General features: G+C 47.1%; 14 protein-coding genes, 2 tRNA genes and 1 pseudogene. All 17 read right to left on the bottom strand.

Features of this window, described 5'->3' with window-relative positions; genetic code table 11:
* Positions 1-22: 22 nt before the first annotated feature.
* The gene (gene rpoB / locus L21SP3_RS10790) at positions 23-3778 is read right to left on the bottom strand and encodes a DNA-directed RNA polymerase subunit beta (protein ID WP_077541400.1); all 3756 of its coding nucleotides are present in this window, start codon (positions 3776-3778) and stop codon (positions 23-25) included.
* A 164-nt stretch (positions 3779-3942) separates the two neighbouring features.
* Complete coding sequence (gene rplL / locus L21SP3_RS10785; protein WP_077541398.1) at positions 3943-4350, bottom strand: 50S ribosomal protein L7/L12; 408 nt, start codon at positions 4348-4350, stop codon at positions 3943-3945.
* A 137-nt stretch (positions 4351-4487) separates the two neighbouring features.
* Positions 4488-5018 (bottom strand): 50S ribosomal protein L10, encoded by a 531-nt coding sequence (gene rplJ / locus L21SP3_RS10780; RefSeq protein ID WP_077541396.1) that lies wholly within the window; start codon positions 5016-5018, stop codon positions 4488-4490.
* A complete protein-coding gene (gene rplA, locus L21SP3_RS10775) occupies positions 5015-5704 on the bottom strand; it encodes a 50S ribosomal protein L1 (protein WP_077541394.1) in 690 nt (229 codons plus the stop codon). Before rplA ends, rplJ begins: the two co-directional genes overlap by 4 nt.
* Positions 5705-5772: 68 nt before the next feature.
* The gene (gene rplK, locus L21SP3_RS10770; RefSeq protein WP_077541392.1) at positions 5773-6195 is read right to left on the bottom strand and encodes a 50S ribosomal protein L11; all 423 of its coding nucleotides are present in this window, start codon (positions 6193-6195) and stop codon (positions 5773-5775) included.
* A 100-nt stretch (positions 6196-6295) separates the two neighbouring features.
* Positions 6296-6847, bottom strand: coding sequence for a transcription termination/antitermination protein NusG (nusG, locus tag L21SP3_RS10765; protein WP_077541390.1), 552 nt, complete (start codon positions 6845-6847; stop codon positions 6296-6298).
* A 14-nt stretch (positions 6848-6861) separates the two neighbouring features.
* On the bottom strand, positions 6862-7251 hold the full coding sequence (gene secE, locus L21SP3_RS12195; protein WP_077541388.1) for a preprotein translocase subunit SecE: 390 nt from the start codon (positions 7249-7251) through the stop codon (positions 6862-6864).
* A gap of 42 nt (positions 7252-7293) precedes the next feature.
* Positions 7294-7366: transfer RNA gene (locus L21SP3_RS10755), tRNA-Trp, on the bottom strand.
* Positions 7367-7375: 9 nt separating this feature from the next.
* Positions 7376-7543, bottom strand: coding sequence for a 50S ribosomal protein L33 (rpmG, locus tag L21SP3_RS10750; protein ID WP_077541386.1), 168 nt, complete (start codon positions 7541-7543; stop codon positions 7376-7378).
* Between the two features lie 168 nt (positions 7544-7711).
* Entirely contained in the window at positions 7712-8920 is a 1209-nt protein-coding gene (gene tuf / locus L21SP3_RS10745; protein WP_077541384.1) for an elongation factor Tu, read from the bottom strand.
* A 96-nt stretch (positions 8921-9016) separates the two neighbouring features.
* Positions 9017-9089, bottom strand: a tRNA-Thr gene (locus L21SP3_RS10740).
* A gap of 319 nt (positions 9090-9408) precedes the next feature.
* Positions 9409-10872 (bottom strand): annotated as a pseudogene (locus L21SP3_RS10735) (sulfatase-like hydrolase/transferase); the annotation flags it as partial.
* A gap of 15 nt (positions 10873-10887) precedes the next feature.
* Complete coding sequence (locus tag L21SP3_RS12035) at positions 10888-11037, bottom strand: hypothetical protein (RefSeq protein WP_161488190.1); 150 nt, start codon at positions 11035-11037, stop codon at positions 10888-10890.
* 22 nt (positions 11038-11059) lie between these two features.
* Positions 11060-12166 carry an ROK family protein gene (locus L21SP3_RS10730; RefSeq protein WP_077539332.1) on the bottom strand — a complete coding sequence of 369 codons (1107 nt, stop codon included), beginning with the start codon at positions 12164-12166 and terminating at the stop codon, positions 11060-11062.
* Between the two features lie 16 nt (positions 12167-12182).
* Positions 12183-13358: an MFS transporter gene (locus L21SP3_RS10725; RefSeq protein WP_077539333.1), complete on the bottom strand. Its 1176-nt coding sequence runs from the start codon at positions 13356-13358 to the stop codon at positions 12183-12185.
* Positions 13359-13429: 71 nt separating this feature from the next.
* On the bottom strand, positions 13430-15733 hold the full coding sequence (locus L21SP3_RS10720; RefSeq protein ID WP_077541382.1) for a GH92 family glycosyl hydrolase: 2304 nt from the start codon (positions 15731-15733) through the stop codon (positions 13430-13432).
* A 37-nt stretch (positions 15734-15770) separates the two neighbouring features.
* A complete protein-coding gene (locus L21SP3_RS10715; RefSeq protein WP_077541380.1) occupies positions 15771-17978 on the bottom strand; it encodes a hypothetical protein in 2208 nt (735 codons plus the stop codon).
* Positions 17979-18020: the final 42 nt, after the last annotated feature.

Genomic DNA, 18020 nt, shown 5'->3' with positions numbered 1-18020 from the left:
AGAGGGCTCAAAGATTTCACGCTTAAAACGGCGAATTGTCTTTTTTGGTTCTTTCGAGTCTCATATTAAGTCCGAGACCCTTAATCTCATTACAGAGAACTTCAAACGAAACAGGCGTACCGGCCTGAAGAGAATTATTGCCCTTCACCATAGATTCATAAATCTTGCTGCGTCCTTCGATATCATCACTCTTAACAGTTAGAATCTCCTGAAGGAGGTAAGCCGCTCCATAGCCTTCAAGCGCCCATACTTCCATCTCGCCGAAACGCTGTCCGCCTGCACGGGCTTTACCGCCAAGCGGCTGCTGGGTGATGAGGCTGTATGGGCCGGTGCTCCTTGCGTGGAGTTTATCGTCCACAAGATGATGCAGTTTGAGCATATACATATATCCTACCGTGCCCCTCTGCTCAAACGGCTCACCGGTACGACCGTCATAGAGCTGATTCTTCAGCGTATCAGGCACAACAGAAAGCAGCTGGTCTTGCGGAGGCGGGGTTTTGGTTTTCTCGCATTCTTCTCTAACATTTTTGACGTGCTCATTTGCATGCATTGTAAGCTCGAAAATTTCCTTTTCGCTAGCACCGTCAAACACAGGGGTTATACCGTCAAATCCGAGAACTTTCGCTGCCCAGCCAAGATGTGTTTCGAGAATCTGGCCGACATTCATACGTGAAGGCACGCCGAGAGGGTTGAGCAGGATATCGACCGGTGTACCGTCATCAAGGAACGGCATATCTTCTTCCGGCATAATCCTTGCGATAATTCCCTTATTACCGTGCCGTCCGGCCATCTTATCACCGACAGAAAGCGGCCGTTTCATAGCTACGTAAATCTTTACCTTCTCGAGCACACCATTGGGGAGCTCATCGCCCCGCTTCATATGCTCTGTAACTCTCTCGAGCTCCTGGCCGATTTCAACAATCTGCGGCCAGTACATATCCACGATTTCCTGGAATTTCTTCTTTTTATTCTTCTGCTTCAGCCAGCTTGGAGAGAAGCTTTCGATCTGCTCGGCGATAACGTCATCATCCTTGCTCACACCAGCCTTCTGGAGAGTGTCGGGGTCTATAACATCAACCTCGCCCAGCTCACTGTAAACAGTTTCCATCATATTTCTGAAAAGACGAATCTGCTTGCCTAAAGCTTCTTTCCTGAGCTTTTCAATCTTGGCGTTAAGCTCTTTCTTTTCCGCTTCATTTGTTGCTGTGTATCTGCGGAAATGCTTAGTTCCGATAATAACACCTTCATGCCCGCTGGGCATAACAAGCGAATCATTTTTCACATCTTCGCCTGCGCGTCCAAAGATCGCATGTAAGAGCTTCTCTTCTGGAGTGAGCTCAGTTTTGCTCTTGGGAGACACCTTGCCCACGAGCAGATCCCCCGGCCCAACTCGAGTTCCCTCGCGGATTACGCCGCGTGAATCAAGATTCCGGAGCATCTTCTCGCCCACATTCGGGATATCTCTTGTAAACTCTTCTCTTCCCAGCTTTGTTTCGCGAACCTCTACATCGAACTCATCTATGTGAACACTTGTGAAAGTGTCTTCCTTTACTACCTTCTGGCTGATAAGAATAGCATCCTCGAAGTTGTATCCGTCGAAAGGCATAAAGGCAACGAGAAGGTTTTTCCCGATAGCAAGCGTGCCATTGCAGGTTCCGCCGCCGTCTGCGATAATCTGCCCCTGTTCAACCTTCTCCCCAAGGGTTACTGTAGGTTTCTGGTTCAGGCATGTCCTCTCGTTCAGACCGCGGTATTTGCGCAGGTGATATTCGTCCCTGTCGTCGATAACGATTTTCGTAGCGTCAACTGCTGTAACAGCACCGCTGCGTCGAGCCTTTACCACCATAGGGGTGTTTTTGGGAACTTCATATTCCATACCCGTTCCCACAAACGGGGCTTCTGTTTTAAGAAGCGGAACTGCCTGCCTCATCATATTCGAGCCCATAAGAGCCCTGTTTGCATCGTCGTGGTCGAGGAAGGGGATAAGCGAGGCTGAGATACCCACAGTCTGCTGTGAGGAGACATCGAGATATTCCACTTCTTTACTGTCTATCTGAGTAAGCTCGCCCTTCTCACGTGCAAGCACAGGACCAGACCTTAACTTCTTCTGGTCTTTAAGATCTAAGGCGGCTGGAGGGGCACATACTACTTCATCTTCATTATCCGCACGCATAGTTACCACGTCTCCGGTGAGCTTGCGGTTTTTCACCTTCATATAAGGCGTCATGAGGAAGCCGTACTCATCGAGGCTTGAATATACACCTAGCGAGGAAATAAGACCAATGTTCGCTCCTTCAGGAGTTTCAATAGGACAAATCCTGCCGTAGTGGGAGATGTGAACGTCTCTAACTTCAAAGCCGGCACGCTTTCTGTTAAGACCGCCCGGGCCGAGAGCTGAGAGCCTTCTTTCGTGCGTAAGCTGGCTTAGGCAGTTTGTCTGATCAACTACCTGACTGAGCTCGCCTCTTCCGAAGAAGGCATCTATATGATTTGAAACGCTCTTGCTGTTTACAATATCAGATATCTTCTTGATATCTTCGGCCTGCTTGCTGCTCATCCTGTCTGTAACAGTTCTGCGGAGCTTCAAGAGCCCCTTTCTGATTTCATCTGAGCCAAGCTCGCCCACCGTTCTGACACGGCGGTTACCAAGGTGGTCGATATCGTCGATTTCGCCCTGATTTGCCCTTAGCTTAAGGATATAGCTCACTACATTGATATAGTCTTCAGGCCTTATTGTCTGATGTTCTTCGGAAACATTAGTACCGAATTTTCTGTTCAGGCGGAAGCGCCCCACCTTCCCGAGGCGATACCTGCTCTTATCGTAAAAACGTTCGTTGAATAGCTGCTCAGCCTTTTCAACGTTTGCAGGATTCCCGGGACGCAGCTTTGAATATATCTTTATGAGGGCGTGTTCGTAGGTTTCGCAGTCATCCTCAGCGAGAGTGTTGAGTATGAGCATATCGCTCAAGTTTTTCACTACCTCAATCTTATCGATGCCGCTGCCTTGTATCTGACCTACTCTCTCGCCTATCTGGTGGCCGGAGTCAACAATGATTTCTCCGGTTTCAGTATCTACAACCTGCCCCACTGCCCACATAGTAGGCTCGAGTTTGGCAGGAGATATTTCTTCTGTCTCGTAAAACTGTCTTATAACTGCTGCTGTAGTTCCGTATTCGGGAGCCATAGCACGCAGAAGCACAGTTGCCGGGAGCTTGTTGGACTGGTCTATCTTTACAATCAGCTGGTCTTTCTTGGTAACATTCACCTCAAGCCAGCTTCCCCTTTCTGGAATAATCCTTCCTCCGTGAAGAACCCTGTCTGCCTCTTTGCTTTCAATGCCAAAGTCCACACCCGGGCCTCTGTGAAGCTGATTGACGATAACCCTCTCAGCTCCGTTTACTATGAAAGTACCGCCGCCGAGCATTACAGGCATCTCGCCGAGGAATACAGCCTGCTCTGTTACTTCATCGAGCTTTTTGTTGGTCAGCCGGAACGTAACTCGAAGAGGGTAGCCGTAAGTAAGCTTCAGCCCCTTGCATTCCAAAGGCGTGTACCTTGGTCTCTCCAGGGCGTAGTGCAGATATTCAAGGGTAAGTTCCTGGCCTTCTATCGGAAAAGACTCCCTGAAAACGGCTTCCAAACCGAAATCTTCTCTCTCCGCAGGATTCTTGTCGAGCTGGAGGAACCTCCTATAGCTCTCTCTCTGCACCATTGTTAGATCCGGTACAGGGATAGTTTTGTTGATTTTCCCAAAATTTCGTACTGCTCTTGGCCCCATTCAAATTCTCCGCATAATTATGATAATGCAAGCACGGGTCTGCCGGAATAAACCTCCGGCATATATAAACGCAATAAAGGTGTACGGGAAGGAGAATATCTCTCCTACCCGACACCACTATAATTTCAAAGATATCAGGCTGCCTTGCAGCCGTTGGAAAGTTTTTAGTCGATCTTGATAGTAGCGCCTGCTTCTTCAAGCTGCGTTTTCATTTCTTCTGCCTCTTCTTTAGAGACACCTTCTTTTATCGGCTTAGGTGCATTATCAACTAGCTCTTTTGCTTCCTTCAGGCCGAGGCCGGTAATTCCGCGAACTTCCTTGATAACACCAATTTTCTTGTCGCCTGCAGCTTCGAGGATAACATCGAAAGAAGTTTTTTCCTCTTCCTCTTCTCCGGCGCCTTCGCCGCCTGCTGGCCCTGCCATCATTACTGCGCCGCCGGCTGCAGGTTCGATTCCATACTCTTCTTTGAGGTAATCAGCAAGCTCTTTTGCCTGCATAAGAGTAAGATTTACAATGCTGTCGCCGATCGATTTGATATCGTCGCTGAATGTTTTTGCTTCTTCGCTCATATTATTAATCTCCTTTTATTACCCGCTTATGCCGGCTGCCGCAGCTACGCCGCCGCGTTTAACCCTTTCGGGACGACCGACAAATGCCGTAATAACTGAATAGATTGTCTTCTGTTTATTATCCTTTTCAAGGCTGACTAAGCAGCCTGCTCTTCTTTTTTCTCGATGAGGGTTTTCAGGCAGCCTGCAATATTTGAAGCCGGGCTGGAAACAGCTCCTGCAACGTTTGAAGCAGGTGTCTGAGAAATCTGAACAATCTGCGCCTGCAGCTCTGCACGATTCGGCATCTTTGAGAGCTCAGTTACGCCTTCAGAACCGACCACACTGCCTTCTACAAAAGCCCCTTTCAGATCCAGAGCCTTTAGCTTCTTTTTGAGAGCTACCATCTCCTTGGCAACATCTACAATGCTGTCGCCTCCGTAAGCAACCGTGCACTGCCCCAACTTGAAAAGCTCTTTGGCCTGTTCCTTACCGGCATCGCTTAGAACCTTCCGCATAAGGCTGTTGCGAACAACCTTAACTGTCATTCCCTTCTCGCTAAGGTCTGCACGCATCTGGTTGTTGTCGTTTCCCCCGATTCCGTCAATGCCGATTACGAGAAAATTATCAATATCCTTGAACTGGGCTTCAAGTTCTCTCTGAAGTAATTGTTTTACAAACTTACTCATTTTTCTTCACCTTTCAGCTCAATCTCAACACCAGGGCTCATTGTTGAACTGATGCATACCTTCTTAATATACGTACCCTTAACCGATTCAGGCTTCATCTTATCTATCTGGTCGATAAAATATTTAATATTCTCAACGAGCTTTTTTTCATTGAAACTCAGCTTCCCGACCAAAGCATGCACATTCCCGCCGCTGTCGTTTCTGAATTCCACCTTACCGGCAGAAAACTCTTTCACAGCAGTAATGACATCCGGTGTAACCGTGCCGTTTTTAGGAGAAGGCATCTTCCCCTGAGGCCCGAGTACACGGCCGAGCTTTCCGACTTTGCTCATAAGCTTTGGCGAAGCTATGGCAACGTCAAAATCAAGCCATCCGCCTGAGACCTTTTCTACGAGTTCATCACCGCCGGCATCAACAGCACCGGCAGATTTTGCTTCTTCTGCTTCTGTATCTTCGCAGAATGCAATTACCTTTTTGGTTTTCCCGATTCCGTTTGGAAGGGAAAGCGATCCTCTGATAAGCTGATCAGACTGGCGGGGATCAATCCCCAGATGCATAACCACATCAACCGACTGGTCAAACTTTGTCGCAGAGAAACCCTTGAGCACCTCTACCGCATCTTTCACAGAAAGCGGCTGTTTTGGCGCTTTTTCCGCTGCCTCGCGGTATCTTCTGCTTTTATTCATTCAATTATCCTTTCGCGTTAAATCTTAGTCAACGCTCCCACTGAAGCCGTGGTAAGCAAACATTACTATTATGAGACCTCTATCCCCATACTGCGCGCCGTACCCTCAATGATTAGGTCTGCTGATTCGATCTTGTAGGCGTTAAGGTCTTTCATTTTCATCTCAGAGATTTCACGAATCTGAGCCTTGGTAACAGTGCCGACTTTGTTTGTATTCGGCTCACCGCTTCCCTTGTCCAATCCTGCTGCCTTCATAAGAAGAACCGCGGCAGGCGGGCTTTTTACTATGAAATCAAAGCTTCTGTCGTTGTAAACATTAATTACAACAGGAACAGTCATCCCGTTAAGCTCAGCTGTCTGGTCGTTAAACTGCTGGACGAACTGGCCAATATTCACACCATGCTGACCAAGCGCAGGGCCAATAGGTGGTGCGGGTGTTGCCTTACCGCCCGGTGCCTGAAGCTTAATCTGTCCGGTTAGTTCTTTTGCCATTTTTTATAAACCTCTTAAACTCGTAAAAAAGTATTTTTATCAAATTATCCCGCCGAAGGGCTGCAATCTGCCTCTGCCGGTGGTGAATCTCAAAATCCGGCTAAGCCTTTTCAATCTGCCAGTACTCAATTTCTATCGGAGTACTTCTGCCAAAAACGTTAGCTATCACCCTGACAACCCCGCGCTCGGTATCTACAGAGTCAACCACACCTTCGGTATTTTCAAAAGCGCCGTCTATAATCTTAACTAAGTCCCCAACACTGAACTCGAGTTTGAAAACCGGCTCTTCTTCAGTTTCCTGTTTTTCAACTTCCTGAAGCATCTTCGCCACCTCTGTATCACGCATTGGAGTAGGCACGCCTTCAGTGCCGATGAAATCGCCCACCCCGCCGGTTTCTTTAATCAAGAACCAAGGCTTTTCGGGGATCCTGCCGTTTTCATCAGTCTCAAGCTCCATAAAAACGTACCCCGGGTAGAGCTTCTGTTTTTTTATCCGCTCTTTACCGTCTTTGGTGCGTTCTCTTTTTCTCTCTGTAGGTACTACCACCCGTCCGACACATTCCTCGAGCTGTTCAAGCTTAACTTTCTTCTCGATCGTATCACGGACATAATTTTCCTTGTTTGAGGCCACCCTCAGCACATACCACTGCATAAAACAGACCTCACTTACGAGTAAATCTTGAACACATACTCAAACATAGAGCGGAAACCAACATCTACAGCACCAAGAAGTATTGAGATTATCACGACTACAGATATCACAATCATCGTAGAAGCTATAATCTGTGCTCTGGAAGACCAGCTTACCTTCTTGAGCTCTCCCTCTGATTCGATGAGGAAATCTGCAAAACTTGGTTTATTCTGGACAGAATAAATCAGCCAGCTCAGCCCCGCAAGCAAAGCTGCCGGTACCATATACTCAATCCACGGGTTCTCTGTCATTGTAAGCATCTCGCTGAGCCTGTAGCATCCCCAGCAGGCCAGCGCAAAACACGCAAGACTTGTCCATAAACGAGTATGATATCCCTGTCCTCTTTTATATATATATAGCTGCATGGATTACCTCTGCCAAATATTATGCGCCATTTTTATTATAAACAGGACACGAGGGAATCGAACCCCCAACCTTTGGTTTTGGAAACCAATGCTCTGCCGATTGAGCTAGTGTCCTAAGCGCGTTTTATTTTCGTCTGATCTTATGAACAGTATGCTTGCGTTCATTTTTGCAGTATTTTTTCAGCTCAATTTTAGGAACACCGCCCACCACATTTACAGGTGTTCGATAATTCCTTGAACCGCAATCTTTGCATTCAAACCAAACGTGTTCTCTTTTGAGTGATTTTGCCATTCTTTTTACCTCTTACTGGCCTCTAAAATAGAGCTGGCTGCAAACAATTCCGCCGATATTTGAAGAGAAAACGTTCCCGCAGCGGCAGAAAAGATCCTAATAAAAAATTTGAGATAAAAAAAGCCGGACGGCCGGTTTGACCGCCCGACTGATATTAACTTAAGCTGGTTACTCGATTATTTCGGTAACAACACCAGCGCCTACGGTATGTCCGCCTTCACGAATAGCAAAGCGCAGTCCATCTTCCATAGCGATAGGTGCAATAATTTCAACTTCCATAGCGATATTATCGCCCGGCATACACATCTCAGCTTCGTTACCTTCACGGCTCATAATCTTGTTTACAGAGCCTGTTACGTCAGTAGTACGGAAATAGAACTGAGGACGGTATCCTGCAAAGAACGGACTGTGACGGCCGCCTTCTTCCTTAGTAAGCACATAAACCTCACACTTGAATTTAGTATGCGGTGTAATAGACTTCGGAGTAGCGAGCACCTGACCGCGTACGAGGTCTTTCTTTTCAACGCCGCGAAGAAGAAGCCCAACGTTATCACCAGCCTGACCTTCGTTAAGTGTCTTGTTAAACATCTCAACACCTGTACAGGTTGTCTTTCGTGTCTCGCCGAGGCCAACGATCTCAACTTCGTCGTTCACGTGGATAACTCCGCGCTCTACACGGCCTGTTCCTACAGTACCGCGGCCTTTGATTGAGAACACGTCTTCAACAGGCATAAGGAATTTCTGATCTACAGCACGCTCAGGTACCGGGATGTAGTCGTCAACTGCACCCATAAGATCATCAATGCACTTACAGGCATCGTCATCCTTGCCGTTTGATTCCATAGCCTTCAGAGCAGAACCCTGAACAATCGGTACTTCATCACCCGGGAATTCGTACTTGCTGAGAAGCTCACGAATTTCCATTTCTACCAGTTCGAGCAGCTCAGGGTCATCCACCTGATCTACCTTGTTCATAAACACAACAATTCTGGGAACGTTTACCTGACGTGCGAGCAGGAGGTGCTCACGTGTCTGAGGCATCGGGCCGTCTGAAGCCGCTACCACCATAATAGCACCGTCCATCTGAGCAGCACCAGTAATCATGTTCTTTACATAGTCGGCGTGTCCAGGACAGTCAACGTGTGCATAGTGCCTTTTGTCTGTTTCATACTCTACGTGAGCGGTGTTAATAGTAATACCGCGCTCTTTCTCTTCGGGAGCATTGTCGATTTCATCAAATCTTTTGCCCTCTTCGCCGCGATTGTTCGCCATGCGCATTGTGATTGCCGCTGTAAGAGTTGTCTTACCGTGGTCAATGTGACCAACTGTACCAATGTTTAGGTGCGGTTTGGTCCTTTCGAATACTGCTTTTGCCATTTCAGGTTTACTCCCTAAAATTCAGATTACATAAATTCTCTTTAATTTTCGCCGATTTATTGTACGCTTATTTCAAGCTTAGCAAGGCTGGGCAAGTGCTGCTGATGGGACTTGAACCCATGACCCCATCCTTACCAAGGATGTACTCTACCAACTGAGCTACAGCAGCGGAACTCAACGCCTTATCAAGCACGGAGTAGCTCAGACCAATACTCACACCGTCCCCGCTAAAGCTCAAAATAGAGCGAACATAGTAATAAAAATTGACAAGGATGCAAATAAAAAACAAAAAATTTTAAAACTTTTTTTAATATTTTGCCAAAAAACGTGCTTTCGTAGTAATTCCAGCAATTCAAATCGCCAAGATACGACAATTAAAGCCAAGCAAACGCTTTAATATCCTGTAAAGCTCAGCCTGTCGCCAACGGATTTAAATGAAAAACTCTAACAGAAGTTTCCTAAAACTGGATCTTCGAAAAGCTTCTCTATCACCCTGACAAGTCTTTCTTAAAACCTTCTGCAATTTCATGCCATTTCGAAGCTAACTGATTAACTTTATCCGGGTGTTTAGAGGCCAGATTATTCATTTCACATCTGTCAAACTTTAAGTTGTACAGCTCCCAAGGCCCCGTCTGACCATTGCTTGCTCTTCTGGCAGATATCTTCCAATCCCCCTTGCGCAAAGCCCTATTGCTGCTGTGCGCCCACCATAAGCAGTTATGTTTTACTGCTCCATTTTTCTTGAATGCCGGCAGTAAACTTTTCCCAAGGCGTTTCGGCACGTTCTTCCCACCCTCAGTTTTTTCAGGAAATTTGAGTCCAGCCGCATCCATACAGGTTGGCAGGACATCAATGAAATGTGAAGGGTCATCTCTTAGTTCACCTGTGTTTTTGATTCCATTAGGCCAATGAGCAATAAAAGGAGAACTTATTCCGCCTTCATGATTCCAGTGTTTATGCAGTCTGAAGGGGGTATTAGCCGCTGTTGACCAGCCAGGCCCAAGGCATAAATAACTTTCTGCCGAACCCAAAGGTGCATCGGGGTTATGGCCGTCCCCGCGGATAAACTGCTCAGCACTTGCCCCGTTATCGCTTGCAAATAGTATCAGGGTGTTTTCATAGGCACCCATTTTCTTCAGCTGCCTTATCACCCGCCCAATCTCAATATCCATACGGGTAATCATAGCGGCGTGGATAGACATTTTCTTCGCCTGAAATTCTTTTTCCTGTTCAGTAAGTGTATCCCAAGCTACGGCGTAAGCGGCTTCACCTTCATCAATCTTTTGTTTTAAGCCCTTTTCGGACATATTCCAATGCGGGATTATATTGGGTTCACGCTCGGAGAGACCGCAATTAACAATCCCCATTTTTTTCATACGTTCTAATCTCTCCTGCCTTACAGCATCCCATCCCTTCCTGTAAACTCCTTGATACGAGTCTATGTCTTTTTGCAGTGCCTGCAGGGGGAAGTGCGGCGAATAAAATGCCATATACTGGAAAAAAGGGCTGTCCGGATGTTTTTCCTGATGAAGTTTCAGGCATGCAATAGCATGGTCTGCGATGGCAGTAGTTGAATAATACTGCTCACCTTTTTGTGCCGGTGCTTTGAGGTCGTCTTCCTGCCAAGGCTTTGAGTCGAAGAATCTGTCCCAGTCGCAGCCGTTATTATGACTTCCCCACGAACGGTCAAAACCGCCCTGTTCAGGACTGCCGTCAATGTGCCACTTTCCGCTGTGGTAAGACTTATAGCCCCCATTTTTAAAGAAATGAGGCGCAGTCGGCGCCCAAGAAGGTCTTTTCCCTTTTTTTATCCCCGGTAGGCTGTCGCGGCGTATATGCTGAGCGTAGTAACCGGTTAAAAGGCAGGCGCGGGAAGGCCAGCATCGGCCTGAAGAATAATGCTGGGTAAAACGCAAACCATTATCCGCAAGAGAAGATAAATTCGGTGTACGAACCTCTCCTCCAAATCATTCTGCATCCGAATACCCCATATCATCTGCCATAATGATAAGTATGTTTGGCTTCTCCTTAAACCCGGCTTCAGAGCTTAATACTGGAGCTGTATGAAAAGCTAATATCCCAGCAGTACTTTTCATAAAATCGCGTCTGTTTATCATTTGATAATCCTTTCTTGTATAATCAGCTTTTATCCAGTTCACTCAGTGCATAAGCGTATGCTCCTATTGCGATGGCTCGGCTTGTATCGAGGACGGCCCTGCCGATTCCAATACGTTTCATAGAGTCGTATGGAATTTCTTTATCAGTCCCGGGGACCTTCAGCTGCTTAACCTTGCCTTCGATAAATTCCCTCCGCCCTTCTTCGCTCTCCAGATCGAGGGTTTTCTGAATAATTCTCGGCTTGGGCTCGCCTGCATAGCTGCTGATAGTTCCGTTCATCTGCCTCAACGCTGAATCTATGAACATATCGTACGCAGCGGAAAGCCCGCCGCCTACTACGATAATCCCGTCTATAAGCGTGATTGCGTTGGCAAGCGAATCGCCAACAATCTCACCCAGCTCGGCAAACGAATCCAGGGCTGCCTGCTTACTGCCTTCTTGATTGCCGTTGGCGATTTCGTAAATATCCTTTGGCTCGGGAGCGTTTTGCGGCGATATCCCCGCAAGCTCTGCATACTTATTCTTTACCGCCCTTATGCTTACGCCCTCTTCAGCGAAGCACTCGGAGTACTTGCTGTTTCTGGTGATCCATATCTCGCCTGCTGCGGAGTTGTCGCCTATGAAGAGCTCTCCGTTTGAAACTATCCCCGCACCGAAGCCTGTTCCGATTGTTATGCCGAACAGATTCTTGAAGCGTGTGGGCGAGCCTGCATTCTCGAGCATACTGTTGACCTTAGGCAGGAAGCCGGCAATCGCCTCCCCGTAAACAAACAAATCCCCGTCGTTGTTTATATATACGGGTATCTGGAATTTCTCTTCCAAATAGCTGCCCAAAGGGATTCCCCCCGCATAGGCGGGAAGATTGCCTACGTTATCTATAATACCGTTGGGATAGTCCGCAGGGCCGGGAAAAGCAAAGCTGATTGCCGCCGGCTTCTGCGGGAGCTTCTCGATCACCTCAGAGAAACCCTTCACCATCGAACCAAGACTCTTATCCAAGTCGTCTGCGAAGGCGGGCAGTTTTACCGGCTCAACTATTTCCTTCATATCCTGCATCGCAGAGAAAACGAAATTCGTTCCCCCTGCATCAAGGGTTAATACAATTCTGTTATCATTTGCTGGATTCATTTCTCACCTCATTTAATCAGGAACTTGCTGCTGATTCTGGTTCAATCTGCTTGGGCTGGTCCTTCTCAAGGGAAAGCACCAGAAGATACACAAAGCATACAACTGGAACGATAAATGCCTTAGTACCAAGGCCCATATCAACAAATTGCCCCATCAGCAGAGGCACGAGAGCTCCGCCTGAGATTGCCATACACATAAGACCGCTGAGCTCGCTTCCGCGGGCGGGATCCTTCTCTACTGTAATAGAGAAAAGCATTGGCCATATATTAGCAAAACCAAGGCCTGAAAGCAATACTCCTATTACCGCTATATTCGATGCACCGAACATAAGTATCAATGCCCCGACAAGACCCATCAGGGCTGAGAGCCTGAAGAATGTACGCTGTGAGAGGAAGTTCAGTACAGCACCCCCGCCCAGACGGCCGACAGTAAGCATAAGGAAGAAAAATGCAGGGCCGAATTTGGTTGCAGTGGATTCTTCAAGTCCCATCTTTTCAAGAAGAGGCAGGAGGAACCTTGCCATACATACCTCAGAGCCCACGTATAAAAATATCCCGAGAACCGCTAAAGCGTAAACCGGCTTTTTCAAAAGACCAAGTCCGGACTTCAGGCTTGGGGGAACGTCTGCCTTTGTCTCGTTTACTTTGATAGTGCAGACCCAGATAAAGGCCGCTGCCATAAGCACGAAGAAAATCGGAAATACGCCTCTCCAGCCCAGTGTCTTGAATATCGCAAATCCCGCTACAGCCGTTACAAGGTAAGAGGAAACCGAGCTTCCAATCCCCTTGAAGCCTTGCGCGAAGCTGAGGTTTCGGCCGTATTTGCCCTCAGCGCTCACATCGTGCATAATCGGATTGCCCGCTACCTGAAGGAATGTTGTTCCGATTCCGAGAACAAAAATGCAGCCCAGCAGAACCGCAAATGTTGGTTCTGTAAGGCAGGGTATCAGCATTGCTATCGCATTGAGGCCGAGGCCGAGCAGAAGTAGCCTTTTCTTGCCGATCCTTGCGGCAAGAAGACCGCCCGGAACGCTGAAAACAGCGAACGCTATAAATACAAAGAATGAAAGAAGGGTTGCTGTTACGTTGCTGAGCTCGTAATTCTCCCTTACCGCCTCAGACATAGGCCCCATTGCATCGGCAACGCCCATCATCAGAAATACAAATAGTATTGGAATTGTTTGGATTCTCACGATTCTGCCTTTCGTAAAATTAAACTGTTATTAAATTCTGTACATTAACAATATAAACCCCGCAATATGTCTTACTCCAACTCTTCAGACATTGAGTAAGGGGCATCGGAAGGGGCATTGCCCCAGTCTTTGTTCGGCTCATCATCCATATCGAAAGATATTGTTCCGCCCTTCTGGATGTCTTCGTAATTCAGGTAAGTCTTTGAATACGGTCTGCCGTTCAAACGGGCAGATTGAATATATATATTATCTTTGCTGTTCTCTTCGGCCTCAACGGTAAAGATATTCCCGTTTTCAAGCTTCATTTCAGCCTCCTTGAAAATCGGACTTCCTATCACAAACTCCCCTGAACCCGGACATACCGGATAAAATCCAAGGGCTGAGAATACATACCACGCTGAGGTCTGGCCGTTATCCTCATCGCCGCAAAGGCCGTCCGGGCGTGGCTGGTAGAGCCTGTCCATAACCTCCCTGACCCATTTCTGCGCCTTCCATGGCTGGCCGGCATAGTTGTAGAGGTATATCATATGCTGGATTGGCTGATTCCCGTGGGCGTACTGACCCATATCAACAACGGTCATCTCTATGATCTCGTGTATCGGGAAGCCGTAATAAGAAGCGTCGTATTTCGGCGGCGTTGTAAAAACAGAATCAAGCTTTTCTGCGAACGCTTTCTTGCCGCCCATCAGATTCATAAGCCCCTTTGGATCCTGAAAAACAGACCACGTGTAATGCCATGCTGAGCCTTCAGTGAAAACCCCGCCCCATTTCTCAGGAGCGAATGGAGACTGCCATTTGCCGTCTTCTTTTTTGCCTCTCATAAAATTCGTGCTTTTATCAAAAACGTTTCTGTAGTATTGGGCTCTCTTACGGAAACGCTTAATATGCTCTTCTGGTTTATCCAGAGCCTCTGCAAGCTTCCAGACAGTATAATCGGCATAGCTGTATTCAAGCGTGCGGGCAATGCTCTCATTTACACCTACATCGCAGGGAATATAACCCTTTTCGTTGTAATAGTCAACGCCGAGCCTGCCTACCGAAGAGAGCTTCGGGTGCTGATTTTCGGAATTTTTCAGAATAGCTTCGTAGAGAGTTTCAATGTCGTAGCCCCTTATTCCGCTGAGGTAGGTATTAGCGATTATCGAAGCAGAATTAGAGCCCACCATGCAGTCTCTGTGTCCCGGGCTTGCCCATTCCGGAAGCCAGCCGCTCTGCTTGTAGGTGTTTACAAGGCCCTTCATAATATCGGCATTCAGCTCGGGGTACATCACAGTGAAGAACGGGAAGACTGCGCGGAATGTATCCCAGAAACCGTTGTCTGTGAACATATATCCCGGGAGCACCTTGCCGTTGTATGGGCTGTAATGAACCATCTTGCCGTCTTCATTGAATTCGTAGAACTTCCTCGGGAAAAGCAGAGTGCGGTAAAGCGCTGTGTAGAAATTGCCGTACTGTTTTTCAGTTCCGCCATTTACCCTGATTCTGTTTAACTGCTTATTCCATATATCCTTTGCTTTTGAGCGGGTTTGCGAGAAGGTTTCATTGCCTATCTCTCGTTTGAGATTCAGCTTTGCCTGCTTAAGGCTGATAAACGAAGAGGCCACTTTAACGTTCACCTTCTCGCCCTTGCCGGTTTTGAATCTGACAGCCGCTCCGACATGTTCGCCCTTCTTCTCACTGCTGCCCTTTTTGATTTTCCAGTCGCTCCAGGTGGAAACTTCTTCAAAATCCTTGTCGAAAACTGCAGCGAAATAGTTATGGAAGTTATCAGGTACGCCGCCGCTGTTGTTGCGGCAGTAGCCTATGATCATTCGCTTCTCGGGCAGGATCTTTACGTATGAGCCCTGATTGAAGGCATCCAGCAGTACGTAGGATTTATCTGATTCGGGGAATGTAAAGCGAAACTGAGCAGCCCTTTGGGAAGGTGTGATCTCTGCGGTTACATCGTAATCGGCCAGATAGGCCTTGTAGTAGTGCGGCTTTACCGTCTCGGCCTTATGAGAAAACCAGCTCGCGCGCTCTTCCGTTCGAACTTTTAGCTCGCCGACTACCGGCATAAGGGCAAAACGGGCGTAGTCGCTGATCCAAGGGCTGGGCTGATGGGTCTGCTTGAATCCGCAAATCTTATAGTCGTCGTAGTTGTAGCACCAGCCGTTGAGCTGATCAGTATTCGTTACCGGCGTCCAGAAATTCATGCCCCAGGGAAGAGCTATAGCAGGATAAGTGTTGCCGTTGGAAAATTCGAAGGCCGAATCCGAACCAACCAATGGATTTACATAATCAATCGGTGATTGGCTTTTCCCGGCCATTGCAGGACTAAAAATTAAAACGCTCAAAAAGAGCAGCAGAAATAAGTTTTTGTAAATTTTACCCATTTAAAATTTCTCCAATGTAAATGCTAACTTTGTTTTTTTACCAGAATATTTTAACACTTTGAATTTTTTCAAAAGCAGGCGATTTAAAAAACACGGTTTTGCTATGTTTATGCCATGAAAAATCAGCGAAATTTTTATTGTCTATAAGCATTCTGAGTGGCTTTTTAGGTAAACGGATTCGGGAAACAATTTTTACATCCCTTGGAGCAGACAGTTTTAATTCAATGCCGTCGTCAAGTTTTTCCCAGCTCTCAATCCTCGCTGCAGAAGCTATTGGCTGGGCTTTATTCTTCTCAAGCTTTTTCAAATCCATCAGCCAGATGCGCTGGCCTGGGCTTACAGATACTTTTTTCTTTACAGGAAGGTTGCTGTCTAACAGATCTACAAAAAGCCCTTCAAGCTCAAGCGGCTTTTTGCTGATTGAATCTTCCAAGCATGCCGCTATAACATAAGGCCCGCGATTGAGCTGCAGATAATTATTTCGGTTATACTTCATGCCCGCTGCCTTAGCTGCATGACTCAAAATTGAGCGATATTCATCGGCGGCTTTTTCAGACCGGCTGTAGTAGGCGGGATGCTTCCGGGAAAGGAAAACCTTTCCTTCACCGAAGCTGTAAATCCCATCTTCTGTTTCGGATTTGATGCCCATAAGTTCCAGTAAATGCCCAGAGGGGGTCTGGCATTCTTTATCACCCATGTTCCACCATTCAGAGACATTATTGAACGGGTCTTCATCAGCTCCGACATAGACCAATACACCGCCTTGCGCAGTCCATTCGGCCAAAGCCTGATTAACAGCAGGCGTCTGCGGCTTCATAAATTCGTAGCTGAGAACAAGAACCTTATAGTCCGTTAGGTAATTTGCAAATCTTACAGTATTATCCAGCTGAACGGCCTGAACAGGGATCCCGTGCTTTAGAAGAGGAAGCGTCAAACCGTAAAAAGCAGAGAAATCCTCAATTTCTGACTCGCTTGCCCTTTTGGGGTTATCCATATTTCCCGCTGCCTCACGAAAAACGGGCTGGGCTCTTTGGAACATCGCCGAATCAGCTATCAAAACTCCGATCCCGTGAGATGCATTTACCCATTCATTCTCTTCCTGACGCATATCTCGAAGCTGATTGAATACTGTGCAGAGCGTAGTGGCATAATCAGCCGGTATGGGTTTGGCGTTCTCTGAACCTCTGGGATAACTTCTTTCAAAGACTCTATGGGGCCAAGGACATATTTCATAACGCCATATATGGGGCTGAAGCAGGGAAGCGATCAATGTTGCTTTGTAATTATATTTGTAATCATCCCAGCCGTAGCCTGAATTATCCTCGATTGGATCGTGAAGAAACCACAAACGCCGATCAGTATTTCGAACTAGCTCCTGCATAACGCCATATTCCAGAAAAGCAGTTTCGAAAGTCCGTTCTGCCCGATTGCCCTCATAAACATTCGGGGTTCTGGAAGTGCCTGTCCAGACCTGAGCAATACAGCCGTCTATAACGTCTGAATCTATCAGAGAGGACTGGGGAGAAACAATATTCCAATGAGTATAGTTTATGAGGCTGTGAGTAGGAACATAGATCCTCAATTCTCGATTGTGTTTTCTAAGGGCGTAATCCTTGCAGGCCTCCGCTACACGACGAATGGTGCGCGTGTAAAGGTAATATTTCAGCTTGCTGGCCTTGTATTGCGCATTTATGGATGAGTCCGGACGTGTAAAAGGTTCATCATAAAAAAGCTTCCATTCCTTCTGAAACTTTTCAGAAAAACCAGTGTAAGCCCAAAATTCCGGCTCCTCCAGATGTATGGCCAAAACTCCGGCATCAATTGCAGTTTTAAGCTTTTCGGTAATATAGTCTGCAAACTCGATTGAGGGGACAATGTAAGGATTCATATGCCCGTGGAGCTTTTGCGAACCATCGGCATCCACTTGAGAGAGAGACATAATTGAGCTGCCCTCAAAATCCTCAAAATCAGAGTATTGCCCCCAAGCGATTCCCGTCATCAGGTGAGGGAGATAATCCTTCTGCTTCCAAGACTTAAGGTCATCAATGAGATCGGGACGGGAAGCACCATACACCATTGCGAAATCATTACGGAAATCGCATTCAGGAGAATACGGCCTGCTGTCCTGAAACCCCGTCAACTCGAGGCTTCGATCAGTTACAAGCCTTACACTGTTATCCGCATAGCTATGTAAGGTGCAGACTGATAAAACCAAGCCTGCAATCAATATTTTAAAGTTCTTCATCAAATTCACCTTTTAGCGAGTTGTATATCTTTTACACGCTTT

The sequence above is a fragment of the Sedimentisphaera cyanobacteriorum genome (assembly GCF_001997385.1).
GTDB lineage: Bacteria > Planctomycetota > Phycisphaerae > Sedimentisphaerales > Sedimentisphaeraceae > Sedimentisphaera > Sedimentisphaera cyanobacteriorum.
This window is presented reverse-complemented; position numbering and strand designations above follow the sequence as displayed.

Coding starts and splice junctions, on each gene's coding strand:
- L21SP3_RS10715 (WP_077541380.1), bottom strand. CDS start 17,978: ATGAAGAACTTTAAAATATTGATTGCAGGCTTGGTTTTATCAGTCTGC.
- L21SP3_RS10720 (WP_077541382.1), bottom strand. CDS start 15,733: ATGGGTAAAATTTACAAAAACTTATTTCTGCTGCTCTTTTTGAGCGTT.
- secE (WP_077541388.1), bottom strand. CDS start 7,251: ATGCAGCTATATATATATAAAAGAGGACAGGGATATCATACTCGTTTA.
- tuf (WP_077541384.1), bottom strand. CDS start 8,920: ATGGCAAAAGCAGTATTCGAAAGGACCAAACCGCACCTAAACATTGGT.
- rplA (WP_077541394.1), bottom strand. CDS start 5,704: ATGAATAAAAGCAGAAGATACCGCGAGGCAGCGGAAAAAGCGCCAAAA.
- rpmG (WP_077541386.1), bottom strand. CDS start 7,543: ATGGCAAAATCACTCAAAAGAGAACACGTTTGGTTTGAATGCAAAGAT.
- rplJ (WP_077541396.1), bottom strand. CDS start 5,018: ATGAGTAAGTTTGTAAAACAATTACTTCAGAGAGAACTTGAAGCCCAG.
- L21SP3_RS12035 (WP_161488190.1), bottom strand. CDS start 11,037: ATGATAAACAGACGCGATTTTATGAAAAGTACTGCTGGGATATTAGCT.
- rpoB (WP_077541400.1), bottom strand. CDS start 3,778: ATGGGGCCAAGAGCAGTACGAAATTTTGGGAAAATCAACAAAACTATC.
- L21SP3_RS10730 (WP_077539332.1), bottom strand. CDS start 12,166: ATGAATCCAGCAAATGATAACAGAATTGTATTAACCCTTGATGCAGGG.
- nusG (WP_077541390.1), bottom strand. CDS start 6,847: ATGCAGTGGTATGTGCTGAGGGTGGCCTCAAACAAGGAAAATTATGTC.
- rplL (WP_077541398.1), bottom strand. CDS start 4,350: ATGAGCGAAGAAGCAAAAACATTCAGCGACGATATCAAATCGATCGGC.
- rplK (WP_077541392.1), bottom strand. CDS start 6,195: ATGGCAAAAGAACTAACCGGACAGATTAAGCTTCAGGCACCGGGCGGT.